The organism is Paraburkholderia sp. RL17-380-BIE-A (genome assembly GCF_046028085.1).
In the GTDB taxonomy this organism is placed as follows: Bacteria; Pseudomonadota; Gammaproteobacteria; order Burkholderiales; family Burkholderiaceae; genus Paraburkholderia.
On the sequence record NZ_JARESQ010000007.1, the window covers coordinates 165,680 to 191,793 of the forward strand.

The following is a 26,114-nucleotide window of genomic DNA, read 5'->3' on the forward strand; positions in this document are numbered from 1 at the left end:
GTTAGGCCCCGCTCCCCAGAATGCCGTTACCGGAGCGCGCCAACGGCGCGAGTCCTCTTGCCACACTCCCGCGCAGATTCAATCGCGCCTCTGAACGGAGCAGCCTTCGATGTTGAAAATAGTCCGGTTAGCGTTGACCCGGCCCTACACGTTCATCGTGCTCGCGATGCTGATCCTGTTGATCGGCCCGCTTGCCGCGTTGCGCACGCCGACGGATATCTTTCCCGACATCCGCATTCCCGTGATCAGCGTGGTGTGGAATTACGCCGGCCTGCAACCGGACGACATGTCCGGGCGCATCGTCACCTATTACGAACGCACGCTCGGCACCACCGTCAACGACATCGCCCATATCGAGTCGCAGTCGTTTCGCGGCTACGGCATCGTGAAGATCTTCTTCCAGCCGACCGTGGATATCCGCACCGCCACCGCGCAGGTGACTTCCGTCTCGCAGACCGTGCTCAAGCAAATGCCGCCCGGCACCACGCCGCCACAGATCCTGAACTACAACGCTTCCACCGTGCCGGTGCTGCAACTGGCGCTGACCAGCAATACGCTCGACGAACAGAAACTCGCCGACTACGCGACCAATTTTATTCGCCCGCAATTGCTGAGCGTACCGGGCGTAGCGATTCCGACGCCGTACGGCGGCAAGACGCGTGAAGTGCAGATCGATCTGGATCCGCAGGCCTTGCAGGCGAAGAAGCTTTCGGCAAACGACGTTGCCACCGCACTCGCGCAGCAGAATCAGATCATTCCGGCGGGCACCGAGAAGATCGGCCGCTTCGAATACAACATCAAACTGAACAACAGTCCGCTCGCGCTCGACGAACTGAACGCGCTGCCGATCAAGACGGTGGACGGCGCCACGATCTATATCCGCGACGTGGCGCACGTGCGCGACGGCTATCCACCACAAGGCAACGTGGTGCGCGTGGACGGACACCGCGCGGTCCTGATGAGCATCCTCAAGAACGGTTCCGCTTCCACGCTGGACATCATCTCCGGCGTGAAGGCACAACTGCCGCGTATCGAGGCCACGTTGCCAGCGGGACTCAAACTCGTCACGATGGGCGATCAATCGACCTTCGTGAAAGGCGCCGTGAGCGGTGTGGCGCGCGAGGGCGTGATCGCCGCCGCGCTCACCTCGCTGATGATCCTGCTGTTTCTCGGCAGTTGGCGCTCCACGCTGATCATCGCGGCATCGATCCCGCTTGCCGTGCTGGCGGCGATTGCCGGACTCGCGGCAATGGGCGAGACGCTCAATGTCATGACGCTGGGCGGCCTTGCATTGGCCGTCGGCATTCTGGTCGACGATGCCACCGTTACGATCGAAAACATCAATTGGCATCTGGAGCAAGGCAAGGACGTCAAGAGCGCGATTCTCGACGGCGCCGCGCAGATCGTCGCGCCCGCGTTCGTGTCGCTGCTGTGCATCTGCATCGTGTTCGTGCCGATGCTGCTGCTCGATGGCATTGCGCGCTTCCTGTTCGTGCCGATGGCCGAGGCCGTGATCTTCGCCATGATCGCGTCCTTCATCCTTTCGCGCACCTTCGTGCCGATGATGGCGCAATACCTGCTGCGCGCGCATGCGTCGGGCGGCCACGCTTCCGGCGAACTGGCCGCGACGATGGCCCCGCATGGCGGCGATGCCCACGCGGCGCCCTCGCGAAATCCGCTGGTGCGCTTCCAGCGCGGCTTCGAACATCGCTTCGAACGCGTGCGCGGCGTTTATCGGATCGTGCTCGGCCTCGCGCTCACCCATCGTAAGCGCTTCGTGACGGGCTTTCTGATCGTGGTCGGAGCGTCGTTCCTGCTCGCGCCGTGGCTCGGCCGCAATTTCTTCCCGGACATCGACTCCGGCGAAATCGCCATTCACGTGCGGGCGCCGGTCGGCACGCGGATCGAAGATACCGCGGCGCAATTCGATCTGATCGAAAACGCGGTGCGCCGCGCCATTCCACCAGACCAGTTGCGCAGCATCATCGACAACATCGGCTTGCCGAACAGCGGCATCAACCTGACCTATAACAATAGCGGCACGATCGGCCCGCAAGACGGCGACATTCTGATTTCGCTGAACGAAAATCATCGCCCCACCGCGGACTTCGTGCGCGCGTTGCGTGAAACCTTGCCACGCCAGTTCCCGGGCACGACGTTTGCATTTCTGCCGGCCGATATCGTCAGCCAGATTCTGAATTTCGGCGCACCCGCGCCAATCGATCTGCAGGTTGCGGGCCCGAACCAGGCCGGCAATCACCAGTACGCCAGCGAAGTGCTGCGCCGCATGCGCATGATTCCCGGCATTGCCGATACCCGTATGCAACAGGCGTCGACGTATCCGCAATTCACCGTCTCCGTGGATCGTTCGCGCGCCGATCAGCTCGGCATTACCGAACAGGATGTCACCAACTCCGTGGTGGCGAGCCTGTCCGGCACGAGTCAGGTATCGCCGACGTACTGGCTCAATCCGAAGAACGGTGTGTCATACCCGATCGTCGCGCAGACGCCGCAATATCGCATGACGTCTCTATCGAATCTGAACAATCTGCCCGTCACGGGCAAGAGCGGCCAGGCGCAGATTCTCGGCGGCATTGCGACGATTACACGCGGGGTGGGCAATGCGGTGGTCTCGCACTACGACATCGAACCGCTCTACGACGTGTTCGCGACAACGCAAGGTCAGGATCTCGGCGCCGTGGCGGCGAAGATCCAGCACATTCTGCGTTCGACCGCGAACGACGTGCCCAAGGGTTCCATCGTCACGCTGCGCGGCCAGGTCCAGACGATGAATAGCGCGTTCCTCGGTCTGTCGCTAGGTCTGGTCGGCGCGATTGTGCTGATCTATCTGCTGATCGTCGTGAACTTCCATTCATGGAGCGACGCGTTCGTGATCGTCACCGCATTGCCGGCGGCTCTGGCCGGCATTGTGTGGATGTTGTTCGCCACGCACACGCCGCTCTCGGTGCCTGCGTTGACCGGCGCGATTCTCTGCATGGGCGTGGCGACCGCCAACAGCATTCTGGTCGTGAGCTTCGCGCGTGAGCGGCTGGCCATTAACGGCAATGCCCTCGTCGCGGCCATGGAAGCGGGCTTCACGCGCTTTCGCCCGGTCCTGATGACCGCGCTGGCGATGATCATCGGCATGGCGCCCATGGCGCTCGGTCTCGGCGATGGCGGCGAACAGAACGCGCCGCTCGGCCGCGCCGTGATCGGCGGCCTGCTTTGCGCAACGTTCGCCACGCTGCTGTTCGTACCCGTCGTTTTCAGCATCGTGCACCGGCGCGACGCCGCGGTTCACCGCCCCTCTCCAGACCCCTCTTCTTCCGAACCCGGAGTGCATCATGTCCACTGAGATCGAGATCAATTCGCCGAAACGGCTGCGTCACCTGAAGCTCGCCGGTATCGTCGCGCTGCTGGCAGCGGCGGGCGTCGTGGCAAGCGGCATTGCCAGCCGTGTGCATGCGAAGCAGGAACTGACCACCTGGTCGGCCCAGCAAGCCGTGCCCACCGTGGTGGCCTATACCCCGAAGCACGATCTGGCCGCACCGACGCTGGTACTGCCAGGCCGCCTGTCCGCCTTCGTCAACGCGCCGATCTATGCGCGCGTGTCGGGCTATCTGCATGCGTGGTACGCGGACATCGGCACGCATGTCAGAGCCGGTCAGTTGCTTGCCGACATCGATACACCCGATCTCGATCAGCAATTGCAGCAGGCGCGTGCCGACTTGCAGAACTCGGTGGCCAACGAAAAACTCGCGGCGTCCACCGCGCGCCGCTGGACGCAGATGTTGCAGCAGGACTCCGTCTCGCAGCAGGAAGCGGATGAAAAGACCAGCGATCTCGTCGCCAAACAGGCGACCGTCGCCGCCAACGAGGCCAACGTGCGGCGCCTCGAAGCGCTCGAATCCTTCAAGCGTATTACGGCGCCGTTCGACGGAATCGTCACCGCCCGCACGACAGACATCGGCGCGCTCATCAATGCGGGCGGCGGCAATGGGCCCGAGTTGTTCTCGGTGTCCGACGCGCGCCGGTTGCGCGTCTACGTGAGTGTGCCGCAAGATGAAGCGGCCGCCATCCAGCCCGGCATGAACGCCACGCTGACCGTTCCTGAGCGTCCGGGCGTGAAATTCGATGCGAAGCTCGTCGATACGGACGACGCCATCACGCCCTCTTCGGGCACCCTGCTCGTCCAGCTCGCGGTCGACAATCACGACGGCGTCCTGATCCCCGGCGAGTACACCGAGGTGCACTTCGCCTTGCCGGCCAATGCGCACGCGTTGTCGATTCCGGCGAGTTCGTTGATCTTCCGGCAGAACGGTTTGCAGGTCGCCGTGGTCGGCAAGGACAATCGCGCCCTACTCAAACCCGTATCGATCGCGACCGATCTCGGTACGCATGTGGAGATCGCATCGGGTTTGAATGCCACTGATCGCGTGATCGACAATCCGCCCGACTCCATCGCGTCGGGTGATGAAGTGCGCCTGCAGAGCACCGCAAGCGGCACGAGCGACACTGCCCTGGCGGGCCGGCGCGCGACGGAGAGCACCCATGGATAAACGCCGTCTATGCATGGCACTGGCGGCCGCGGCGATGCTGAGCGGCTGCTCGTTCGCGCCGACCTATCACACGCCGGCGACCAGCATCCCGGCGAGGTTCAAGGAAAGCGGCCCCTGGCAACTCGCTCGCCCCGCCGACCGGGTGCCGCGCAATGCATGGTGGAGCGTGTACCGCGACCCCGTGCTCGACCGCCTCGAAGAACAGGTGGCGGCCGCCAATCCGGACGTGGCTGCGGCCATGGCGCGCCACGACGAAGCCACGGCCTACCTCGCGCAAGCCCGGTCGGGTTTGTTCCCGACGATCGGCGCCGAAGCGTCCGTGGAACGTCAGCGCCAGTCGGATAACCGGCCGCTGCGTGGCGCGGGACAACCTTCCGCGTACGGCGCCAATACCGTCGATGTCGGCATCGGCTACGACCTCGACCTGTGGGGAAAAATTCGCAATGAAGTTGCCGCCGGACGCGCAGCGATGCAAGCCAGCGAGGCCGATCTGGAATCTGTACGCCTCAGCCTGCAGGCGAACCTCGCGAGTGCCTATTTCAACTTGCGAGGACTCGACGCCCAACAACAACTGCTCGGCGATACGATCGACACTTATCAGCGTGCTCTCAAGCTCACCCTAAGCCGGCACGCCGGCGGCATCGCGTCGGACCTCGACGTGTCGCGCGCGCAGACACAACTCGACACGGCGCGCGCTTCCGCCGACGACATCGCCGCGCGGCGCGCGCTCTACGAACACGCCATCGCGAGCCTGACTGGCGCACCCGCACCGAACTTCACGCTCGGCGCCGCGACTGGTTCGGCTTACCTGCCGTCCATTCCGACCGGCGTGCCGGCGGCGCTTCTGCAACGGCGGCCCGACATCGCCGCGGCCGAACGACGCGTTGCCCAGGCGAACGCGCAGATCGGCGTCGCCAAAGCCGCGTTTTTCCCGGATATTTCGCTCGGCCTCGACGGCGGCTATCAGAGCGACACGCTCTCGCCCTGGCTCATGGCGCCAAACGAAATCTGGTCGGTCGGGCCGAGCCTCGTGTTCACGCTGTTCGACGGTGGCCGCCGGGCCGCGATGACCGAGCAGGCTCGCGCCAGGCTCGCGGAGAATGGCGCGAAGTACAAGGCCACCGTGCTGCTCGCTTTCCAGCAAGTCGAAGACAGCCTCGCGCAACTGCACCATCTCGGCGACGAAGCCACGCAACAGAACGCGGCGCTCATCGCAGCGCAACGCACCTTGACGCTTTCAATGTCGCGCTATCGGGACGGTGTCGTCAGCTATCTGGACGTGGTGACCGCGCAGACCACCGAACTCAACACGCAGATCGCCGCGCTGAACCTCGATACGCGGCGTTTGCAGGCTTCCGTGCGGCTGATCGAAGCATTGGGCGGCGGCTGGTCGACCGAGGGCGCCAAAAGCCCGCATGACAATGGGGCAACGCAAGCGCGAGTGCAGGCTGCCAGGGTAAGCGTTGCCGACGCCACGAGTTGACGCGAGCAACAGCGCATGAAGAAGTCGCCGGCTCGTTACCGGCGAATCTTGCGTTTCTGTCGAGGTGGTGATCCCCTCGCTACGCTCAGAACCTGTGCCGCATTCCGACCGCGACCACGGCCTGGCGATCATTCGAAGAAGCCGCCAGTGAATAAATCGAGGCATTGGATAGCACTGCGATGCCGTCCGCACCCGAGACGCGTTGATACACGCCCTCCAGATACAGATCGGTGCGGCGCGACAGCGCGTAGTCCGCCTGCAGCATGAACTGATTCCATCTCGGAGAGACACTCTTGCCGGCGTCACTGAAATGCCCATCGGTCAATGTATAAGAACCACCGAGCATAAACGCTGGGGTGACTGCATAGCGCGCGTTCAGTTCGTAATTATTGAAAGTCAGCAGATCGCCGTTGAGCGTGGAATAGGCACCGCCTTGCGTGATCTGGTGCGGGTCGTCGAGCATTGTGCGCGTGAAGACGAGGCCGACCGTCGCCGCGCCGAACGTGTACCGCCCCGCCGCCCCCAGAATGCGTTGACGTGCGCCGGTCAAGGTCGCATCGCCGTCGCTGCTGCTCAGCGCGCCGCCCGTATTATTGGGCTGATTGACACCGCCCGGCTGGTTGGCCTGCAGATAGGCGACCGCCAGATTGAACGGGCCGCCCGCCCATTGCGCACCAAGGCTATAGGCGTTGTTGTCGCTGAAGCCGCCCGCCGCGTTACTGAACGCGTAGGCGCCGCCCAACGTAACGCCGTCATAGGTTGCGCTGCGCAACTTCACCGAATTGTTCATGCGCAGATCGTTGTTGAGGTTATCGTTATCGAATGGGTGATCTGCAATGTTGCCGCCGAAACCCGAACCAGTCGCGGACAGCGGTGCGACGAAATCCACCAGAAAGTCGTATTGCCGGCCCATTGTCACGCTACCCCACTGCGTACTCGCGATACCGACCCACGCCTGCCGGCCGAATTCATCCCCGCCGTTGGAGAACTTGCCACTGTCGATATTGAAACCGTTCTCGAGATCGAAGATTGCGCTCAGTCCGCCGCCCAGATCCTCGTTACCGCGCAGCCCCCAACGATCGGTACTTACGTTGCCGCTTTCCATCATCCAGTTGCTTTTTCCGCCGGTGCCCGCCTTCTGGTTGCTGATGTAGTCGAGCCCCGTATCGAGCGTGCCGTAGAGTGTCACGCTGCTTTGCGCGTGCGCTGCCGCGCAGAAGGTGCCGGCCAGCGCGACGAGAGTGGTTGCCAGTGCTTTGTTCATGTCTGATTCCGGGTAAGAGAAGGCGCCGGTCCGCGCATCGCCAGACCGACCCCGCACACCGTGCGGGTAGCCGCAATGTAGATAGCCGCAATGACACACCCGTGATCAAAACCGGTCGCTCAATGAAACGTTTTTTATCTTCATGACATGCGTACTGCGGGCAACCCATTCATCGGCTAACAGACGCTTCAACGGATAAATATCTTTTCATGCACACACCGCCGATCCGCTAAACCCGGTTGTCTATCCTTCTCATCAACCGATTCGTGAGCGCATCCAGGTTCGCGCATCGGTCTCACCCAATCTGATTTGTGAGGATTACGACATGAAAACCCTGACACTCGCCATCGCTTTCATCGGTGCCACCGCAACGGCTTCAGCCTTCGCTCAATCGACTACTGCGGCAAACCAGCAGTCCGCCGCGCCCTCTATGCAAGTGGCCGCGAATAGCACCGCGGCGGTCAACGCCGCCGGCTCGTGGGTTCCACCTTATGGCCAGCCCACCGGTGAAAAGACGCGTGCTCAGGTCTACCGGGAACTGGTGCACGCGGAGAAGGACGGACAACTCGCGTATCTGAATTCGACGATTTACGCGCACTGAGATACCTGTAGTGCACGATCAAATTTCTCGCCAACGATATCGATGAATTTTCGCACCGCGATTAAACGATCCGCCCGTTTCGCCGCCGCCGCAGTTGCCGCCGGACTGCTGTTATCCGGTTGCGCGACGGCACCTTCTAGCACTGCCGACAACTGCGTCGGGCCACCCAGTTTTTGCAACATCTATTTCGGTTCCTGAAAAAAGAGCGCGCTAACCTTACGGCTAGCGCGCTCTTTCTGCCAACAGCTTCAGCCCTAGAACGAGTGCCGCACGCCAACCCGGCCGACCACCTGCTTGCCGTCAGACGACGGATCGAAGCCTGCAATTTGCGCCACTGCGCCGCCGCTCGCCTTTTGCAGGGCGGCCAATGCATACACGGCGGTGCGTTTGGACAACTCGTATTCCGCGCTCAGATTGAGCTGCTGATACTTCGGCTCCTGACCGGTCGCGTGATTCCTGCCATCCGTGTAGGTATAGCCCGCTGCGAGATTGAGCTGACTGGTCGCCGCGAAAGTGCCGGCGAATTCGTAGTTCTGGAATTTGACATCCTGGCCCGCGTCACCCTGCTGAAAATCGACGTTGGTGAAGTTACCCATTACCTTGAACTTGCCGAGTTGATACGAAGCACCCGCGGCAAAGATGCCCTGACTGCGCGCATTGGCCAGATAGTTGCCGTACACCGCATTGGTAAATCCCGAGCCGTTCTGATAACTCTGGATCGACTCCTCGGGATCGTTCACGCGCAGATAGCCCGCGCCAATGGAGAACGGCCCGTTCGTGTACGAGGCCGCCGCGCTATAAGCCGCATTATTCGAGAACTGCCCCGCCTGACCGCCGAACGAATAGAGCGCTTCGCCGGTGAAGCCGCCGATAGTGGGACTCGTGTACTTCACGGCGTTGCTGATCGCGAAGCCGTTATCGAGGTTATCCATGTCGTTGGGGTGGGAGAAATACCAGCCGCCATAGCTATCGTTGAGCGAGAACGGTTCGATCAGGTCGACGATCGGATCCCACTGCCGCCCGAGGGTGATAGTGCCGGCCGTCTGACTGGCGATTCCCACGTAGGCATTGCGCGAGAAAGCGAGTCCGCTGCCGAGGCTGCCATTGGTCGAATTGAAACCACTTTCAAGATCGAAAATGGCGGACAGGCCACCCCCGAGATCTTCCTTGCCTCTGAGCCCCCAACGGCTGCCGGCGCTGACACCACTGGCCATTTGGTAGAGACGGTTGCCATTGACGTTGCTGGCAAAGTCGATACCCGTATCGAGAATTCCGTAGAGAGAAACGCTGCTCTGCGCATGCGCGGAGGATGCGATGCCGACGCAAAACAGTGCCCCGACCAGACGCACCAGCTTCATCTTCTGATTCATGAATCACCTTTCATTTAATTGAGGATGCCTGACAAAAGCGATCACACTACGATGTATGCGACCACGCCACGAATATATCGGGATCAGAAAGCACCACGCCTGCAAGACAGACTTTCAATTAATGCGTTGGATTTTCATGAACAGATCATTGACTCAGGCCGTAATGGCGGATCGGAGAAAACGGAAGGAATGAGTGAAAAAGAGAACAACCTGTCACCGGCATCAAACCGAAACCTGATACCCAAACCGACTGACCGTCTCAATCCTGACCTCGGGCAAATCACCCAAAAGTTTTCTCCTCAACCGGGAAACGACAAGATTGACACTCGAAGGATCGACATCCTCCTTCTCCGGCCAGGCATACCGAATAAGCTGATCCCGTGCCACGGGCGCATTCACCTGCCTGATCAGGCACTCGAGCAGCAGAAACTCCCTACGAGTAACAGCGACCCTCCGCCCCCCAAAAACGAGCTCCCGCGTAGCCGCGTCGAGAGAAGGTTCATCGGCAGCATTCAGAACCGGAGAAAACGAAGTGGGACCAGAACCGCCAAACGCCACCCGTGCCACGCCAATACGCTGCAAAGCCTGCAACCGCTCATGCATTTCAATGAATGAATAAGGTTGACAGAAACAGGCATCCGCGCCGGCGCGCAAGACCTTGGTGCGATCCTGGGCGGTAGCCGCTCCCAGCACGGCGACGATCGCCGCGCCACTGCGCGCCGCGGCAAACTCCCCAATGAACTGCAGCAAGGTGGGGTAAAAACCAACTTCCAGCACCATCAAAACGATCGTGTCGAAGGGTTCCTGAGTCGCGAGAAAGACCCCATCGCGCAGATCATCGGCACGCTGCAAACTGTGCGCGCTCTCCTGAAGCGCCTTGAAAAGCCACGCAGCTTCTGGATGAGCAGGACCCACGAAGAGAACACGCATTCACTACCCTTCAGGAACGAGAAGAAGAAACAGGACTCACGCCAACGTGCTCGACCAGCATTCGATGGATATCCGGGTGCCTGGTTGCGCATTGCCGATCTTCATGGTGAAGTCGTGCACCCGCATCACCGCGGAGACGATGCTCAGCCCCAGTCCGGAGCCGGCCAGATGCCGCGTGCTCTCGCCGCGATAGAAACGCTGCAGCACCGCATCGCGCTCGCCGGCGGCAATGCCTGGACCGTTGTCGACGATATCCACCCGCGGCCCGGCTGCCGTCTGCCGCAGTTCCATACGCACGAGGCCGCCCTCGGGCGTGAACTTGATGGCGTTGTCCACCAGATTGCTCAATGCTTCAAAGAGCAACGCGCGGTCGCCGAAAATCGAATCCACCGGCTGGACATGGACAGAAAGCCGGATCGAACGACTCTCGGCAAGCGGCTCGTAAAGTTCGCCGACCTCGGTGATCAGCGTCTCGAGTTGCGTCTCGCCAAACCCGCCGCGCCGCTGCAATGTGCCGATCTCGGAGATGCGCAGCATGGCGCGAAACCGGTCGAGCAGCGCGTCCGTTTCAGTGCGCGCGCGATCCACCAGTTTCGCGAGCGCGGCATCGTCGAGCGTTTCCGTGCGCTCCGCCGCGTGCGCAAGGAGGGTTCGCACATGCGCGAGCGGCGTGCGCAGATCATGCGCGATGCCGTCGCACGCACCCTTCACTTCGTTCATCAGACGCTCGACTTCGGCAAGCATATGATTCACCAGATGCGCAAGCATATCCACTTCGTCACGTCCGCCGATCGGCAGACGCTGCGCGAGATCACCCTGCGCGATGCGCTGCGTGACGCGCCGGATCGCTTTCAGCCGGCGCATCTGCCGCACGCTCATCGCGAGACCGCCGGCCACGCCGGCAAGCAGACAGAATACGCCGCCGCCCACCAGCGCATTGATGATGGTCTCTCGAATCCGCAGAATGTGCGTGAGGTCGCGCGCTATCACGAGCGTCGAGCCGTCCTTACGCCGCTCGGCCATGGCGCGCACCACCGGCGCCTGATCGTTGCGCCCCAGCGCAAGCGTCAGATCGAGCGTTTTGCCGCTCCGGTTAGTGGGCAACGCGGCCGGATACGCGAGCACGTCGCCGGCCAGCAGACGGCCGTCAGCGGCAAACAGACCGTAGTAATTGGTGTGCATGCGCTCATGTTCGATGCGCCGGTGAATCGCATCCGCAAGGTCCGAATCAGGCAGCGAATCGAAGTAGATCAGTTGCCAATCCATCACCACATCGGTCTCGCGCTCCATGTCGCCGGTCACGGCCCAGCCGATGAAGCCCAGCAACAGCATCACGGAAAACGAAAAGATGACTGCGTAGACGGAAAGCAGGCGAAAGGTGGTGGAGTGCCAGCGCCGCCCGAGCGCGGACTGAGCCGGGAAGGAAGTGTCCATCAAAGTGTGCTCATGCGAGGATATAGCCCGAGCCCCGCACGGTCTGGATCATCGGCGTTACGCCGGGCGGGTCGATTTTCTTGCGCAGGCGCCCCATGTGCACGTCGATCAGATTGGTGCCCGGATCGAAGTGATAGCCCCACACCGCTTCGAACAACATGGTGCGCGTGATGGTCTGCCCCGCATGGCGCATCATGAATTCGAGCACGCGGTATTCGGTGGGCAACAGGGCGATTTCCTCGCCGTCGCGCTGCACCTTGCGCGAAATCAGGTCGAGTTCGAGCGGCCCGACTCTCAATTGAGTTTCGAGTTGAGCAGTCGAAGTCTGACTGCGGCGCAGCAACACTTCGAGCCGCGCGGTCATCTCTTCGGGGTCGAAAGGCTTGGTCAGATAATCGTCGCCGCCGGCGCGCAACCCGCGCACCCGCTCGTCCACGTCGCCGAGCGCGCTCAACATCAGCACCGGCGTCTGGATGCCGATGCTGCGCATGGTGGTCAGTATCGTCAGACCATCCACGCCGGGCAGCATGCGATCGAGCGTGATCACGTCGTAGTCTTCGCTAATCGCGCGGGCCATGCCGTCCCGGCCGTTGGCCACCCAGTCCACGGTGAAGCCACGGCTTTTCAGTTCACCGACAATTTCATTCGCGGTAATTTCATCGTCTTCGATCGTCAATACTCGCGACATGATCATTGCATGCGCCGCAGCCAGCTCAAACGATGCAAGCGGCCGGCGCGACAGGTTATCAGGAGAAGGACATGATGCCATATTCGGCTTGCGCGTTCTGAGCACGGGAGAGCGGTCGACGGATGCCGGCGCATCGCCCAAATGCCTGCATGCAGGCTACGCGAGCGGGGTTAGCGGATGGATATCCGCTTCATGAAGAAAAATTTAAGTTCACCGCGAGGCCGTGAAAGTCCGGAAAACCACGCGACGATAAAACAAGTTTCATTTTCCCGACGCTTTGCCGGTAGGCCGCTTCCACTAGCCTGATGTCAGCCCGCAACTCCTCCTCGCGGGACAAATGAAACCTTCTCGTGGATAAATCGGAAATGAAACTCGCAACGAAAACCCTGCTCAGCGCCCTTCTTCTGATCGGCAGCGCATCGGCCATGGCGGCGCCGCATCTCACACCGCAGCAATGCAACGACTACCCGTTCAAACAATTGAAAGGCGAAGTGACGCACAAGCAATTGATGCGCGAGCTCGGCGAACTCGAAGCGGTCGGCTACCAACCCAGCGACGATGACGACAACTACCCGAGCGACCTGGAACAAGCTGAACACAGGCTGCAAACCGAGTATCGTGCGGACTGCATGCCTGCCGCACCGCACGTGTCGGCGAGCAATACGCAGGCGCCGGCCGGCGCTGCCCCCGCTCCGGCGGCGCATCAGCCGGCCGGTTGAGCGCGGCGCCGCAGGTGGGCCATGCACGTGGACCATGCAGGTGGACCAATCATAGGTGGACAACGCGCAGGCGGCACGCCCTCAGGCGGTCGGCGATTCGTCGAGTGGCGCGCGTTCGAGCGAAGCACGGCGTGCCCGCCGCGCCTCGCGCTTGCGATGCAGCTCCGCAAGCCGGCGCCGGCCATGCGTGAGCGACGCGACCGCATGAAACGCGACCGGCGCGAACACCAGCCCGAACACTGTGGCAGCCAGCACCCCGCCGAATACGCCCGTGCCGATTGAGCGGCGGCTTTCCGCGCCCGCGCCGCTCGACACCACCAACGGTACGACGCCGAGCAGAAACGCCGCCGAGGTCATCACGATCGGCCGGAAGCGCGCACCGGCCGCCTCGGTCACCGCGCGCGTCAACGGCAGGCCGCGTTGATACAGATCGCGGGCGAACTGCACGATCAGAATCGCGTTCTTCGCCGCGAGGCCGATCACCGTGATCATGCCGACCTTGAAGTACACGTCGTTGGGCAGGCCGCGCAACAGCACCGCGGCAACCGCGCCGATCACGCCGAGCGGCACCACCATCAGCACGGCCAACGGGATCGTCCAGCTTTCATAGAGCGCGGCGAGCGCCATGAATACCGCTAACAACGAGAGGCCGACCAACAGCGGCGTGAGTTTCGCGGCCGAGGTTTCCTCGCGTGCCGCATCGACCCAGTCGTACTGGACGCCGACCGGCAGCGCGGCGGCGAGCCGTTCCATCTCCGCCATGGCTGCGCCGGAGCTGTAACCGGTCGCCGCGTGACCGCTCACGTCGAGCGACGGATAGCCGTTGTAACGCGTCAGCATTACGGGGCCGATCGTCCACTGACGCGTCGCGATAGCCGATAGCGGCACCATGCCGCCCGTCGAGTTGGGCACCGCGAGCGCCAGCAGGTCGTCTTCGGTCATGCGCGCGGCGGCGTCGGCGGCGATCATCACGCGGCGCATGCGGCCACCCGCCGGGAAATCGTCGATGTAGGTCGAGCCAAAGGTGCTGCCGAGCACGTCCGCGATGCGATCGAACGACACGCCGAGCGCATACGCTTTTGCGCGGTCGACGATGAGTTCGACGCGCGGCGCGTCAGGCAGATCCTGAAAGTGCACCGAGGCCAGCACCGGACTCGCCTTGGTCTGCGTGAACAGTTGCTCGCGCGCGGCCTTCAGCGCGTTGAGCCCCACCCCGCCGCGATCTTCCAGTCGAAACACGAAACCGTCCGAATGCCCGACGCCCGGCACCGACGGCGGCAACTGCGCCTCGACATTGCCATCCAGAATCTGGTCGAACTTTGCGTTGAGCCGGTCGCGCAAGGCTAGCGCGTCGACATTGCGCTTGCCCCAGTCCTTCAGTTCGACAAAGCCCATCGCAACGTTCTGACCGCTGCCCGAAAAGCTCCAGCCGATCACACTCGTCACGTTGGCGATGGCGGGCTCGGCGTGCAGAATATTTTCCACGCGCTCGACCACGGCCAGCGTGCGAGCCTGCGTGGCGCCCGCGGGCAACTGCACCATCACCTGCAACTGGCCTTCGTCCTCGCTCGGCAAAAAACCGCCTGGCATTTGCCAGTAGAGCAAGCCGCACACACCCACCAGCACCGCGTAGACCGCGAGCATCGGGCCGATGCGGCGCAGCGTGCGCGCGGTCAGCCCGCGATAACCATGCGCGGCGCGATCGAAGCCGGCCGTAAAGCGGCTCGCCGCGCGCGCCGCGAAACCCAGCACACCGCGACGCGCATCGCGTTGACGCACCGATTGCGTATGCGCCTTCAGCAGGTTCGCGCAGAGTGCGGGCGTCAACGACAAGGCCATGAACGACGACACCAGCATCGACGCGATCATCGCCACCGCAAACTGCCGGTAAATGCCGCCGACGCCGCCGGGAAAAAACGCCATCGGCACGAACACCGCTGTCAATACCGCCGTCACGCCTATGATCGCGCCGCCGATCTGCGACATGGCCTTGCGCGTGGCTTCCCTTGGCGGCAAGCCCTCTTCTTCCATCACGCGATGTACGCTCTCCACCACCACGATCGCGTCGTCGACGAGAATCCCGATGGCGAGCACGAGGCCGAACAGGGTGAACACGTTGATCGACAGACCGCAGGCGTACATGGCGAGAAACGCGCCCATTAGCGTGACCGGAATCACCACGGTGGGCACCAGCGTATAGCGTAGATCGCGCAGGAACAGCCACATCACGAAGAACACCAGCACCACCGCTTCCGCGAGCGTGACCAACACCTCATGAATCGCGATCTGCACGAAATGCGCGTTGTCGAACGGGATTTCGATGGAGACGCCCGAAGGCAATCCCTTCGATAACTCGGCAAGCCGCGCGCGAATCGCGTTCGACGTTTCGAGTGCGTTGCCGCGCGGCCCGAGCTGAATCCCGACCGTCGCCGCGGCCTTTCCGTTCAGGCGCGAATAGAACGAGTAATTGTCGCGCCCGACTTCCACCCGCGCCACGTCGCGCAGGCGCACGGCCGAACCGTCCGGCCGCGCCTTCAGCACGATCTGGCCGAATTCCGCGGGCGAGATCAATTGCCCCTTCACGTTCACCGAGGCTGTGAGTTGCTGGCCCGGCACGAACGGCGCGTCGCCGAGCGTACCGGCCGTGACGGTCGCATTTTGCGCGGCAATGGCGGCGTTCACTTCGGCGGCGCCGAGCCCGTATTCACGCAGCTTCATTGGATCGAGCCAGATACGCAGCGCTTCGTCGGCATCCCACAGTTGAGCCGAGCCCACTCCGGGCGCGCGCTTCAGTTCGCGCAACACGTAGCGGCTCAGATAGTCGCTCAATTGCACGGAGTCGCGCGTGCCGTCGGTCGAGGTGAGCGCCACCAGCATCAGGAACGTGTTGGCCGCCTTGAACACGGTAATGCCCTGCTGCACGACCTGTTGCGGCAAGCGCGGTTCGACCTGCTTGAGCCGGTTCTGAATGTCGACCAGCGCGAGATCGGGATTCGTGCCGGGCGCGAAAGTCGCATCGATTTCGAGCTCGCCCAGGTTGTCACTGGTCGTTTCGTAATACAGCATATTGTCGGCGCCATCGAGACTCTCCTCGATAATGCTGCCGACGTTCGCGTCCACGACCTCAGCCGAAGCGCCCGGATAGGTGGCGGAAATCACGATGCGCGGTGGCGCAAGACGCGGATACTGCGCCACCGGCAGTTGCGGAATAGCCAGCGCGCCCGCCACGACAATGGCGAGCGCGACGATCCATGCGAATACCGGGCGGTCGATGAAGAAGAATGGCACTCAATGAACCCGTTCAGATGGTCTGGAGGCTCGGTGCGTCGACAAGGCGGGCCATGTGCAGCACGTCCGCGAGTACGCCGTCGCGTATCGCAAAAGCGCGCGAGAAGCCCTCCTCGACAAAGCCGAATTTGCGGTACAGCGCAATGGCTGGCGCGTTATCGGAAAATACCGTGAGGTCGATACGGCGCAAACCGAGCGAGCCATCCGCGCAGTCGATCAAGGCTTGCAGAAGCGACGAGCCGACACCGCGCCGATGATACGCGTCGTGCACGGCGAGCCCCATATGGGCGCAGTGCGCGCGGCTCGGCCGGTGAATCTCCAGCCCGGCATGGCCAACCACGCAGCCGTCGAGAACAGCGCACACGTTCACGCCGCTTTTGAGGCGCCGCTCGTACCACGCCGCGAGTTGTTCAGGACTGCGATAGCCGACTGACAGGGTGCCACGCCGCACACGAGGCAAGCTCATGATCTCCGCGAACGCATCCATGTCGGACGATTCGAGCGCGCGCACCATAATACATTTGTCATGCGCTCCGCCGTCCGGCAACCTTTCTTCTTTCATGGTCTTATTCCGCTGCGAAATGGGCGGCCGGTGCCGGCGACATCCACGGCGCCGGCTCACGCAACCGTGCCATGAAATAGCAATCGATCAACGCGCCGCGACGCAATACCGCACCGCGCTGATGTGCTTCGATTTCGAAGCCGAACTTGCGATACAGCGCGAGCGCCGGGTGGTTATCGGTGAAGACGTGCAGTTCGAGGCGGCGCAGACCGAGCCAGTTGTCAGCCAGGTCGATCAGTTCGGCCATCAGTACTTGACCGATGCCGCGCCGTTGCCATGCGTCGTGCACACCGATGCCGAGCGAAGCGGCATGCGCGCGGCGCCCCTTTAAAGGTGTGAGTTCCGCTTCACCGACCAGCGTGTCGCCGATTACTGCCGCGATCGCGATTTCCGGGGCCGCGAGTTTTTCGAGGTACTCGCGCGTACTGGCCACTGTCCGATATGGCATATGCGGATTGCCGTTCATCACGCCCGGCAACTGCTGCATGGCGTGAAATTGCTCCGTGTCGGCCACGCGCAAGGCACGCAGCGTCAGCCCCTCGGGCAAGCTCTCAGGTTTCGATTTTGTTATTTCTTGTTGATCCATAGGCGGCTCATAACGTCAATTCGAATGACTTCACCAGGATGCCGGGCAATTGCATGCCACCCGTGGCGCGCTCGCCCCATGTCGAGTCGCTCAATAGCAGTTCGGCCTGCGCGCCGAGTTGTTCGAGTTCGCTGCCGAGCAAACGGTACAGGCTGTCGTCGAAACGCATGGCCTCGAGTGGCGCGACGATTTCGCCGTTCTCGACCCAGAAGGTCGCAAAGCGCGTCATGCCGGTGAGGCGGCAATTCATGCGGTCCGAGAAGTTCACATACCAGAGGTTGCCGATATAGAGCCCGGTACCGAGTTTCGCCAGCACGTCTTCTTCGAGCAGATCGCCCGCTTGCATAGAGAGTGCGGCCGGTGACTCGCCGGCGAGCGCCCCATTGGGCGTCAAACCGTATTCGCGCGCGCTGCGTGCGTTGGTCAGCCGTTCGGCACTGCGGCCCGCCTGAATCAACGGGACGCTGTCGCGCAGATAGCCGTCGTCGTTGAAGCCGGGCGTGATACCGAGACTCAGATCTTCGCTGATCGTCACTCGCGGGTCGACTACGACTTCTCCCACATGCAGCTTGTACAACTCGCTGCGTGAACTGGCCTGGGCGCGTGCGGAAAAGCCGCTCCATGCGGCAACACCGAGCAGTTCGGACAACGCGGCGGGCGCCAGATAGGAACGGTAGCGTCCCGGCGCCAACGCGCGCGGCGTGCGAGCGAGCACGGCAAGGCGGCTCGCGGCCTGCTCGACTTTGCGCGAGAACACGGCGTCGCTCCAGTCGTCGCCGGCGTAGGTCGTTTTGATCGCGCGGCCGCTCGGGTCGTACAACGACCAGCTGAAATTGAAGTTGTCCACCTCATACCAGCCGCGACTGCCGCTCGTGGACGCGAAGCCGCGCACGATCGTGCCGCCCGCGTAAAAGCCCACGAAATCGAGCCCTTGCGCGGATTCGGCGACGACCCGCGCCAAACCGTCAGGGTCCGGCAGCTTGCCGGAACGCTGAGTGGTGCGCTCCCATTTCGACGTGTCGAACAGCAGATGCGGATCGTCCGCCGCGTCGCGCAGCCCTGCTCGCAAGGTGGCGAGCGCCGCGCTCACTTCGTCGAGATCCTGTTGCAGATCGCCGCATACGGTCAGCGTGGAATAAGCCTGACGCGCGCCGTCGATCAGGCGCAAGGTCAGCTTGCCTTGCGACACGCTGCCGGTTTGCCGTACCTTGCCCGAATTGAATCGAATAAAGTCGGACTGCTCACCCGCAAACGAACTGAACGTGGTTTCGCCACCTTGTTGCAGGCGCTCGATCGCATCGGCAAGCGCGGTGAAATGCCGCTGCCAATCCACCGACGTAGCGGCGCGCGAGGAGATGAACTGGCTCATCATGCGCCTCCGAAAACGTCGATATTGCTGAATACGCAGGCCGGCGACGCATGGCCCACGCGAATGATCTGCGCCGGTTCGCCCTTGCCGCACATAGGCGTGCCATACACTTCACGCGTCGCCGCGTTGCCCACCGCACTCAGGCTGCGCCAGAAATTCGCGGATATACCGCGATAATTCGGCTGTTTCACGACCTGCGTGAGTTTGCCGTTTTCGATCAGTTGGCCGAACTCGCAGCCGAACTGGAATTTGTTGCGATGATCGTCGATCGACCATGACGTGTTGGTGCGCATCAGAATGCCGTGTTCGATGTTGCCGATCATCTCTTCCAGCGAACTCTCGCCGGGCTCGATATTCAGATTCGCCATGCGGTCGATCGGCGGCCGGTTCCAGTTCGACGCGCGCGAGTTCGCCACGCCCGGCATACGTGCGCGCTGCTGCGACAACGCGCCGCCGAGCGGACGCTCCAGCACGCCGTTGCGAATCAGGTACTGTTTGCGTGCTTCGGTGCCGTCGTCGTCGAATGCGTAGGCTGCCGCTTCTTCACGCAGTTCCGGGTCGAAGGTGACGTTCAGCAACTCGGAACCGTAGCGGTACGAACCGAACATGTCCTGCTTCACGAAACTCCAACCCGCGAAATTGCGCTCGTCGCCGAGAATGCGGTCGAGTTCGAGCGGATGGCCGATCGACTCATGAATCTGCAGCATCATCTGGTCAGGCATCAGCAACAGGTCGCGCTTGCCCGCCGGGCAATTCGGCGCGGCCAGCAGTTGCAACGCCTCGTTGGCGACACGTGCGCCCGAGCCTTCGAAGTTAAAGCGCGCCAGCACTTCCATGCCGCCCTGCCCGAGCGTGCCATAGTTGCCGCCGAGCGTGCGCACCTGCGTGTCGCCGTTTGCGTGCGCGGCGACGCTCAATTGCGGCATCACGAAGCGGAACTGCTGGTCGATGCGAACGCCGTCGCCGGTCATGTAGAGCTGATCCGTGTGGATGATCTGTACCGCTGCCACGCGCTCCACGATTCTTCCGTCGAGATTGGCCGCGGCGCATTCAGCGCCCAAACGGTCGAGCCACTCGGCGCGGCTCGGCAACGCATGCTGCGCATTCGGCGACACATACTCGCCACTCGCCACCGGACGCGCGACTTCGCGATGGTCGATCAAGGACAAGGCCGCGCTCGCCTCCGCGCGAGCGGTCGCCATATCGAGCGCCGCCTGCAAACCCGCCGCCGACAGGTTCGCGGTCGCGGCATAACCCGCGCCTGCGCCCACCCAGGCAATCAGCATCGCCCCGCGATCCCGCACCGTGCGCAGCGGCTGCGCGATGTCGTTGCGAATCTCGTGATCGTCGATCTGTTCGTCGACAATGCGCAGCGACCAGAAGGCCGCGTGGCTTTTCAGCGTACGGGCGGCCTGCGCCCAACGTTCGTCAATCATGGAGTTTTCCCGTGTGCGTCTGTGCGGCGCGCGGCTCCGGCACATTGAGCGACGACGCCAGCAGCGACTGCGTATAAGGATGCGACGGTGCGTGCAACACGTCGAGCGTGTCGCCGGCTTCGACGATGCGTCCCGACTTCATCACGATCACGCGATGCGCCATGGCTCGCATCACCGCCAGATCGTGCGTAATGAACAAGTAGCTTAGCTTGTACTTTTTCTGCAGATTTGTCAGCAGATTCAGCACCTGCTTCTGAATCGAAACGTCAAGCGCGCTAGTCGGCTCGTCGAGCACCAGCAATTCCGGTTCGACCGCCAGCGCTCGCGCAATCGCAATGCGTTGCCGCTGGCCGCCGGAGAACTCGTGCGGGTAGCGCAGCATCGCATCGGCGGGCATGCCGACTTCTTCCAGCAGGCTGCCGACGCGTGCGCGCCGCGCCTTCGCGTCCACTTCCGGCCGATGCACGGCGAGGCCCTCGCCGATGATCTGCTCGACTGTCATGCGTGGCGACAGCGAGCCGAACGGGTCCTGAAACACGACTTGCATGCGCGAATACAACGCACGGCGCGAGCTTGCGGTTTTGAGCGTGGATAGCGGCATGCCGTCGATATGGATATGGCCGGCAGCCGGCTGTTGCAGGCCGAGCACGGTTGCGGCCAAGGTGGATTTACCCGAACCCGATTCACCGACAATGCCGAGCGTTTCGCCGCGCCGCACGCTCAGATCGACATCCTGCACCGCGCGGAATGTCGAGCGTCCGAACAGGGAACGCCAGCCTTTCGCCGCCGTGCGATAGTCCACGGCCAGCCCCTGCACTTCCAGCAACCGGCGCGCGCCCTGCTCGACCGGCGCCACCGCACGCTGCGGCTCGCTGTCGAGCAGGCGCCGCGTGTACGGATGCTGCGGACTCGCGAACAGCGCCTCGGTCGTATTGGTCTCCACCAGTACGCCCTTTTCCATCACCGCGACGCGTTGCGCGAAACGCTTCACCAGATTCAGGTCGTGCGTGATTAGCAGCACGGCCATGCCGCGCTCCGCCGCTTCCTGTTCCTGCAACGAAATCAACAGATCGACGATCTGCTGGCGAACGGTGACGTCGAGCGCGGTAGTGGGCTCGTCGGCGAGCAGCAAACGCGGGCGGCACGCGAGCGCCATCGCGATCATCGCGCGCTGCCGCTGGCCGCCGGACAGTTGGTGCGGAAAGCTGTCGATGCGCCGTTCCGGTTCGGGAATACCGGTGCGCCTGAGCAACTCGATGCCGCGCTCACGCGCCGCATTCGGCCGCAGGCCTTCGTGCAGGCGCAAACTCTCGGCAATCTGTTTGCCGATTGTAAAGAGCGGATTGAGCGCGGTCATCGGCTCCTGAAACACCATCGCGACGTCCGCGCCGCGCAAGCCGCGCATCTGCTGCTCGGTTTTCTGCAGCAGATCTTCACCATCGAGCAGCATGCGGCCACTCAACTCCGCGTGCTCGACGAGCCGCAAAATGGACAACGCGGTCACGCTCTTGCCCGAACCCGATTCGCCCACCAAGGCCACGCGCTCTCCGCGTGCAATGGACAGGCTGAGTTCATGCACCGCGACCTTGTCGCCGAAACGCACGGAGAAACGGTCGATTTCCAGCAATGGCCGGTTGGTCGGCGCTTGAGTGTTGGTCATCGCGGACCTCCGCCGAAAGCCGAGCCGCGCGAGCGCGTATCCAGCGCATTGCGCAATGCGTCGCCCATGAAAGTCAGCAACAGCAGCGTGATCACCAGCGCGGCAAATGCCGACATGGAGATCCACCACGCGTCGAGGTTGTTCTTGCCTTCCTGCAGCAGTTCACCGAGGCTTGGCGTTGGCGGCGGCACGCCGAGACCGAGAAAGTCGAGGCTGGTCAGCGAGAGAATCGCCGCGCTCATGCGAAACGGCAGAAAGGTGATCACCGGCGTCAGGCTGTTCGGCAATACATGGCGCCACATGATCTGCCAGTTGCTCAGGCCCATGGTGCGCGCCGCTTTCACGTAATCGAGCGAACGATTGCGCAGGAATTCCGCGCGCACGTAGTCCGATAGAACGAGCCAGCCGAACATCGACAACAGAATGAAGAGCAGCCACAACGTGGGCTCGAAGATCGACGCGAAAATGATCAGCAGGTACAGGTCCGGCATCGAACTCCAGATTTCGATCAGGCGCTGGCCGATCAGATCGGTGCGTCCGCCGTAAAAGCCCTGAATCGCGCCAGTCAACACGCCAACGACGACACCGGACACCGTGAGCGCCAGCGCCATCAGCACCGACAGACGGAAGCCGTAGAGCAGCCGCGCCAGCACGTCACGCCCGAACTGATCCGTGCCGAGCCAGTTGCTCGCGGTGGGCGGCGCCGGATACGGATGCGCGGCGAAATAGTCGATCGTGTCGTAGTGGAAATGATTCGGCGGATAGACCGCGAAGTTGCCGCTCGATTCGAGCCGCGATCGGATATACGGATCGAGATAGTTGGCACGCGCCGGAAAGTCGCCGCCGAACAACGTCTCCGGATAGTCCTTCACGATGGGAAAGTAATAGTGCCCGTCGTAACGCACGATCAACGGACGGTCGTTGGACAACACCTCGCCGAGCAGGCTGATGACGAACAACGACACGAAGATCACGAGGCTCCAGTAGCCCAGACGCTGCTGCCTGAAGCGCAGCCACGTACGCCGCCACGGAGACGGCGACGCCGCGTGCGCCGCGCCGGCCGCGTCAGCGGTCCAGGCGGTTGAATTGGATGCGGGGGTCGACGAGGACATAGCAGACGTCAGCAATAAGTTTGGTTACGAGGGCAATCAGCGTGAACAGAAAGAGCGAGCCAAGCACAACCGGATAATCACGGCGAATCACCGAGTCGTACGACAGTTGGCCCATGCCGTCGAGCGAGAACAGCGTTTCGATCAGCAGGTTGCCGTTGAGAAACGCGCCTACGAATGCCGCCGGCAAACCGGTGAGCAACGGAATTGCGGCGTTGCGCAGCACGTGTTTCCACAGCACGTCGCGCTCCGGCGCACCCTTGGCGCGTGCCGTCAATACATACTGACGGCCGATTTCCTCCAGAAAGGTGTTCTTGGTCAGAATCGTGACGATCGCGAAGTTGCCCACCACCGAGGCCGTGACCGGCAGCACGATGTGCCACAAATAGTCGAGTACTTTGCCAAATGCACTGAGATCGTTGAAGTTATCCGACGTGAGGCCACGCATCGGAAACACCTGCCAGAACGTGCCGCCACCGAAGAGCATGAGCAGCAACACGCCGAGCACGAAACCAGGAATCGCATAACCGGCGAGCACCAGCACGCTCGTGACGGTATCGAAGCGCGAGCCGTTGCGCACCGCCTTCGCGATCCCCAATGGCACGGATATCAGATACGTCAGCAGCACCGTCCATAAGCCGAGCGTGATCGAAACGGGCAACTTCGATTTGATGACGTCCCACACGCTGTCATGTTGATAGTAGGACTGGCCGAGATCGAACGTCGCGTAGCGCTTGAGCATCAACAGATAGCGTTCGAGCGGTGGCTTGTCGAAGCCGAACTGCTTCTTGATCTGCTCGATCTGCTGCGGATCGACACCCTGGCTGCCGTGATAACCGCCGCCACCCGCCCCCGCCTCTCCGCCACGGCCAGCGCCGTGGCGGAGTTGCGTCATCACCTGTTCGACCGGCCCACCCGGCACGAACTGCGTGACGACAAAAGTCAGCGTGACCACGCCGAGCAGGGTCGGCACCATCAACAGCAATCGTCTGAGAATGTAGGCAAGCATGCTGTTCCTCAGTGGGCCGCAGCCGTGGATGACCCGGCGGACTGCGCAGCCTGGGTGGTTTGAGTGACGCGTGCGCCTGGTTTTTTCGCGTACCAGTAGTCGATCACCCAGTCTTCGTATTGGTACGTTTTGGGAACGATCTTCGGAAAGCCGATCGTGGTCTTGTAGCCGATACGCGCGCCTGGCGCGTAGTACTCCGGCACGAGGTAGAACGAATAGATCAGTACGCGATCCAGCGCACGGGTCGCCGCTTGCAGGTCGTCGAGATTGGTCGCGGAAAGCGCCGAGTGAATCAGCGAGTCGACCGCTTTCGAACGAATCCCCGGATAGTTTTCCGAGCCGACCTCGGACGCGGCCGCGCTACCGAAACGGCGCGTCAGTTCAGCGCCCGGAATCGTGACCGGCGGATAGATGAAGGTGGTCATGTCGTACTCGAAATTGTCCAGCCGCTTCTGGTACAACGCGCTATCGATTTCGCGCATATGCGCCTGAATGCCGAGCATGCCGAGCGCCTGCATATACGGCAGGATAAGACGATCCATGCCGGGCTGATCGTCCATGATTTCGATCGTCATCGGCGTGCCGTTGGCGTCGCGCAATGCACCGTCGCGATAGTGCCAGCCGGCTTGCGCCAGCAGATCACGCGCCACGCGCAAATTGCCGCGCAAGGAGTTCGGCGCGATCGTGTCGGGCTGCTTGAGCATCGGACCGAACACTTCCGGCGGCACGCTGGCTCTCAATGGTTCGAGCAACGCCAGTTCCTTCGGACCGGGCATGCCGGTCGCGCCGAACGGACTTGCCGCGAAATAGCTGCTGGTGCGCCGGTATTGCCCATAGAACATCATCCGGTTCATCCAGTCGTAGTCGAATGCCATCGTCAGCGCGTGGCGCACGCGCTGATCCTGAAACATCGGCTTGCGTAGATTCATGAGCAGTCCCTGCATCTGCGCGGGACCATCGGCGAATTCGCCCTTCTTCAACAGGCCATTGTCGAAGTTCTTGCCGACGTATTTGCGGGCCCACTGCGTCGCGCTGTATTCGACGATAACGTCCGCGTCGCCCGCCTTGAAGGCTTCGAGTTGCGTGTAGTGGTCACGGTACAGATTGAACGTGATACTTGCGAAGCGATACATGCCGCGCCGCGACGGCAGATTCGCGGCCCAGTAGTCGGGGTTGCGCCGATAGGTGATCTGCTTGTCGTTCTTGCGCGACTCGATCAGATACGGACCGCTCGCGATCGGCGCCTCGTTCGCGATCTGATCGAAAGGCAAACGTGTGCCGTCCGCACGCGCGCCCCACTTCGGCGAGAAGATCGGCAAGTCGCCGGCGATCAGCGGCGCGTCGCGCTCGGCATGCCTGAATTCGAAGCGCACGGTCGCCGGGTCGACAATCACGGCGCGCTTGATCACCGAGAACTGCGCGTTGAACAAGGGCGACGCCTTGGAACTCGTCAGCATATCGAACGAGTATTTGACGTCGGCCGCGGTAATCGGATCGCCGTTCGAAAAACGCGCGGCGGGATTAATGTGGAACGTGGCCGAGCCGAGGTCCGGCGCGACTTCTACGTCGTCGGCAATGAGCGGGTATTCGGAGGCGAGTTCGTCCCAGCTGCGCTGCATCAGCGTATCGAACATCAGATGCAGAATGTCCGGCGCGGGCGCGCCGCGCACGAGAAACGGATTCAGCGAATCGTAGCTCTGCAGTTCGTCGAAGTTCTGGAAGCTGAGCTTGCCGTCGCTCGGTGCCGTGGGATCCGCATAGTCGAAGTGCGTAAAGCCGGCGGGATATTTGGGCTCGTCGTATTGCGCAATCGAGGGCCGCGCCTGCGCGCAGATTGCGCTCAATGCCAGACACGCACCGGCGCACAACGCGATCCGCGCGGCGGTGCGAAGCCGCGGCACGGACGCGGATGCTGCCGTGGGCACGGCGCGCGGCCGGCGAAACTTCACAAGTCTCATCTTCGGAATGCGTAAGGACGCGCGCCGGCTTGACGCCGGCGCGCGGTAAGTCGAATCGGCGCGAGTGACGGCCCGACGCCGTCGCTCCC

20 protein-coding genes are annotated in these 26,114 nt (G+C 62.5%); 5 read left to right on the top strand and 15 right to left on the bottom strand.

Annotation, left to right across the window (positions count from 1 at the left end):
• Positions 1–109: 109 nt before the first annotated feature.
• Genes P0D68_RS14290 through P0D68_RS14300 form a run of 3 tightly spaced genes read left to right on the top strand, consistent with a single transcriptional unit; the run spans position 110 to position 6,042 of the window.
• Entirely contained in the window at positions 110–3,355 is a 3,246-nt protein-coding gene (locus tag P0D68_RS14290; protein WP_408296810.1) for an efflux RND transporter permease subunit, read from the top strand.
• Positions 3,345–4,559 (top strand): efflux RND transporter periplasmic adaptor subunit, encoded by a 1,215-nt coding sequence (locus P0D68_RS14295; protein WP_408296807.1) that lies wholly within the window; start codon positions 3,345–3,347, stop codon positions 4,557–4,559. The genes P0D68_RS14290 and P0D68_RS14295 overlap by 11 nt, the downstream gene beginning before the upstream one ends.
• Positions 4,552–6,042, top strand: coding sequence for an efflux transporter outer membrane subunit (locus P0D68_RS14300; protein WP_408296804.1), 1,491 nt, complete (start codon positions 4,552–4,554; stop codon positions 6,040–6,042). The genes P0D68_RS14295 and P0D68_RS14300 overlap by 8 nt, the downstream gene beginning before the upstream one ends.
• 85 nt (positions 6,043–6,127) lie before the next feature.
• On the opposite strand, the gene P0D68_RS14305 is transcribed toward P0D68_RS14300, so the two are convergent.
• Positions 6,128–7,306: a porin gene (locus P0D68_RS14305; RefSeq protein ID WP_408186129.1), complete on the bottom strand. Its 1,179-nt coding sequence runs from the start codon at positions 7,304–7,306 to the stop codon at positions 6,128–6,130.
• Positions 7,307–7,631: 325 nt separating this feature from the next.
• On the opposite strand from P0D68_RS14305, the gene P0D68_RS14310 reads away from it, so the two are divergent.
• The gene (locus P0D68_RS14310; RefSeq protein ID WP_408186130.1) at positions 7,632–7,907 is read left to right on the top strand and encodes a DUF4148 domain-containing protein; all 276 of its coding nucleotides are present in this window, start codon (positions 7,632–7,634) and stop codon (positions 7,905–7,907) included.
• On the opposite strand, the gene P0D68_RS14315 is transcribed toward P0D68_RS14310, so the two are convergent.
• The 5 genes from P0D68_RS14315 to P0D68_RS14335 form a co-directional block, all read right to left on the bottom strand.
• Complete coding sequence (locus tag P0D68_RS14315; RefSeq protein ID WP_408296801.1) at positions 7,895–8,089, bottom strand: hypothetical protein; 195 nt, start codon at positions 8,087–8,089, stop codon at positions 7,895–7,897. The two genes, P0D68_RS14310 and P0D68_RS14315, sit on opposite strands and share 13 nt — an antisense overlap.
• Positions 8,090–8,161: 72 nt before the next feature.
• Complete coding sequence (locus P0D68_RS14320) at positions 8,162–9,277, bottom strand: porin (protein ID WP_091795288.1); 1,116 nt, start codon at positions 9,275–9,277, stop codon at positions 8,162–8,164.
• Between the two features lie 222 nt (positions 9,278–9,499).
• The gene (locus tag P0D68_RS14325; RefSeq protein WP_091795291.1) at positions 9,500–10,207 is read right to left on the bottom strand and encodes a response regulator transcription factor; all 708 of its coding nucleotides are present in this window, start codon (positions 10,205–10,207) and stop codon (positions 9,500–9,502) included.
• Positions 10,208–10,243: 36 nt separating this feature from the next.
• Complete coding sequence (locus P0D68_RS14330; RefSeq protein ID WP_408296796.1) at positions 10,244–11,641, bottom strand: HAMP domain-containing sensor histidine kinase; 1,398 nt, start codon at positions 11,639–11,641, stop codon at positions 10,244–10,246.
• Between the two features lie 10 nt (positions 11,642–11,651).
• Entirely contained in the window at positions 11,652–12,329 is a 678-nt protein-coding gene (locus P0D68_RS14335) for a response regulator transcription factor (RefSeq protein WP_091800641.1), read from the bottom strand.
• Between the two features lie 365 nt (positions 12,330–12,694).
• On the opposite strand from P0D68_RS14335, the gene P0D68_RS14340 reads away from it, so the two are divergent.
• Positions 12,695–13,048, top strand: coding sequence for a DUF4148 domain-containing protein (locus tag P0D68_RS14340; RefSeq protein WP_408296793.1), 354 nt, complete (start codon positions 12,695–12,697; stop codon positions 13,046–13,048).
• A gap of 81 nt (positions 13,049–13,129) precedes the next feature.
• Here the strand turns inward: P0D68_RS14340 and P0D68_RS14345 are convergent, their stop codons facing one another.
• The 9 genes from P0D68_RS14345 to P0D68_RS14385 are packed head-to-tail and all read right to left on the bottom strand — an operon-like array spanning position 13,130 to position 26,025.
• The gene (locus P0D68_RS14345) at positions 13,130–16,336 is read right to left on the bottom strand and encodes a multidrug efflux RND transporter permease subunit (RefSeq protein ID WP_408296790.1); all 3,207 of its coding nucleotides are present in this window, start codon (positions 16,334–16,336) and stop codon (positions 13,130–13,132) included.
• Positions 16,337–16,349: 13 nt separating this feature from the next.
• Complete coding sequence (locus tag P0D68_RS14350; RefSeq protein ID WP_408296787.1) at positions 16,350–16,898, bottom strand: GNAT family N-acetyltransferase; 549 nt, start codon at positions 16,896–16,898, stop codon at positions 16,350–16,352.
• Positions 16,899–16,902: 4 nt separating this feature from the next.
• On the bottom strand, positions 16,903–17,484 hold the full coding sequence (locus P0D68_RS14355; protein ID WP_408296784.1) for a GNAT family N-acetyltransferase: 582 nt from the start codon (positions 17,482–17,484) through the stop codon (positions 16,903–16,905).
• Positions 17,485–17,491: 7 nt separating this feature from the next.
• The gene (locus P0D68_RS14360; RefSeq protein ID WP_408297008.1) at positions 17,492–18,853 is read right to left on the bottom strand and encodes a TldD/PmbA family protein; all 1,362 of its coding nucleotides are present in this window, start codon (positions 18,851–18,853) and stop codon (positions 17,492–17,494) included.
• A complete protein-coding gene (locus tag P0D68_RS14365; protein WP_408296781.1) occupies positions 18,853–20,289 on the bottom strand; it encodes a TldD/PmbA family protein in 1,437 nt (478 codons plus the stop codon). The genes P0D68_RS14360 and P0D68_RS14365 overlap by 1 nt, the downstream gene beginning before the upstream one ends.
• The gene (locus P0D68_RS14370; RefSeq protein ID WP_408296778.1) at positions 20,282–21,949 is read right to left on the bottom strand and encodes an ABC transporter ATP-binding protein; all 1,668 of its coding nucleotides are present in this window, start codon (positions 21,947–21,949) and stop codon (positions 20,282–20,284) included. Before P0D68_RS14370 ends, P0D68_RS14365 begins: the two co-directional genes overlap by 8 nt.
• On the bottom strand, positions 21,946–23,061 hold the full coding sequence (locus P0D68_RS14375) for an ABC transporter permease (RefSeq protein WP_408296775.1): 1,116 nt from the start codon (positions 23,059–23,061) through the stop codon (positions 21,946–21,948). Before P0D68_RS14375 ends, P0D68_RS14370 begins: the two co-directional genes overlap by 4 nt.
• On the bottom strand, positions 23,015–24,067 hold the full coding sequence (locus P0D68_RS14380; RefSeq protein WP_091795321.1) for a microcin C ABC transporter permease YejB: 1,053 nt from the start codon (positions 24,065–24,067) through the stop codon (positions 23,015–23,017). The genes P0D68_RS14375 and P0D68_RS14380 overlap by 47 nt, the downstream gene beginning before the upstream one ends.
• An 8-nt stretch (positions 24,068–24,075) precedes the next feature.
• Positions 24,076–26,025: an extracellular solute-binding protein gene (locus P0D68_RS14385; protein WP_408296772.1), complete on the bottom strand. Its 1,950-nt coding sequence runs from the start codon at positions 26,023–26,025 to the stop codon at positions 24,076–24,078.
• Positions 26,026–26,114: the final 89 nt, after the last annotated feature.

Excerpts from the sequence above, each read along its gene's own strand:
- P0D68_RS14340 (WP_408296793.1), top strand. The coding sequence starts at position 12,695 with ATGAAACTCGCAACGAAAACCCTGCTCAGCGCCCTTCTTCTGATCGGC.
- P0D68_RS14330 (WP_408296796.1), bottom strand. The coding sequence starts at position 11,641 with ATGGACACTTCCTTCCCGGCTCAGTCCGCGCTCGGGCGGCGCTGGCAC.
- P0D68_RS14305 (WP_408186129.1), bottom strand. The coding sequence starts at position 7,306 with ATGAACAAAGCACTGGCAACCACTCTCGTCGCGCTGGCCGGCACCTTC.
- P0D68_RS14310 (WP_408186130.1), top strand. The coding sequence starts at position 7,632 with ATGAAAACCCTGACACTCGCCATCGCTTTCATCGGTGCCACCGCAACG.
- P0D68_RS14295 (WP_408296807.1), top strand. The coding sequence starts at position 3,345 with ATGTCCACTGAGATCGAGATCAATTCGCCGAAACGGCTGCGTCACCTG.
- P0D68_RS14325 (WP_091795291.1), bottom strand. The coding sequence starts at position 10,207 with ATGCGTGTTCTCTTCGTGGGTCCTGCTCATCCAGAAGCTGCGTGGCTT.
- P0D68_RS14335 (WP_091800641.1), bottom strand. The coding sequence starts at position 12,329 with ATGTCGCGAGTATTGACGATCGAAGACGATGAAATTACCGCGAATGAA.
- P0D68_RS14385 (WP_408296772.1), bottom strand. The coding sequence starts at position 26,025 with ATGAGACTTGTGAAGTTTCGCCGGCCGCGCGCCGTGCCCACGGCAGCA.
- P0D68_RS14380 (WP_091795321.1), bottom strand. The coding sequence starts at position 24,067 with ATGCTTGCCTACATTCTCAGACGATTGCTGTTGATGGTGCCGACCCTG.
- P0D68_RS14290 (WP_408296810.1), top strand. The coding sequence starts at position 110 with ATGTTGAAAATAGTCCGGTTAGCGTTGACCCGGCCCTACACGTTCATC.
- P0D68_RS14355 (WP_408296784.1), bottom strand. The coding sequence starts at position 17,484 with ATGGATCAACAAGAAATAACAAAATCGAAACCTGAGAGCTTGCCCGAG.
- P0D68_RS14370 (WP_408296778.1), bottom strand. The coding sequence starts at position 21,949 with ATGACCAACACTCAAGCGCCGACCAACCGGCCATTGCTGGAAATCGAC.
- P0D68_RS14300 (WP_408296804.1), top strand. The coding sequence starts at position 4,552 with ATGGATAAACGCCGTCTATGCATGGCACTGGCGGCCGCGGCGATGCTG.
- P0D68_RS14320 (WP_091795288.1), bottom strand. The coding sequence starts at position 9,277 with ATGAATCAGAAGATGAAGCTGGTGCGTCTGGTCGGGGCACTGTTTTGC.
- P0D68_RS14350 (WP_408296787.1), bottom strand. The coding sequence starts at position 16,898 with ATGAAAGAAGAAAGGTTGCCGGACGGCGGAGCGCATGACAAATGTATT.
- P0D68_RS14375 (WP_408296775.1), bottom strand. The coding sequence starts at position 23,061 with ATGTCCTCGTCGACCCCCGCATCCAATTCAACCGCCTGGACCGCTGAC.
- P0D68_RS14365 (WP_408296781.1), bottom strand. The coding sequence starts at position 20,289 with ATGATTGACGAACGTTGGGCGCAGGCCGCCCGTACGCTGAAAAGCCAC.
- P0D68_RS14315 (WP_408296801.1), bottom strand. The coding sequence starts at position 8,089 with ATGTTGCAAAAACTGGGTGGCCCGACGCAGTTGTCGGCAGTGCTAGAA.
- P0D68_RS14360 (WP_408297008.1), bottom strand. The coding sequence starts at position 18,853 with ATGAGCCAGTTCATCTCCTCGCGCGCCGCTACGTCGGTGGATTGGCAG.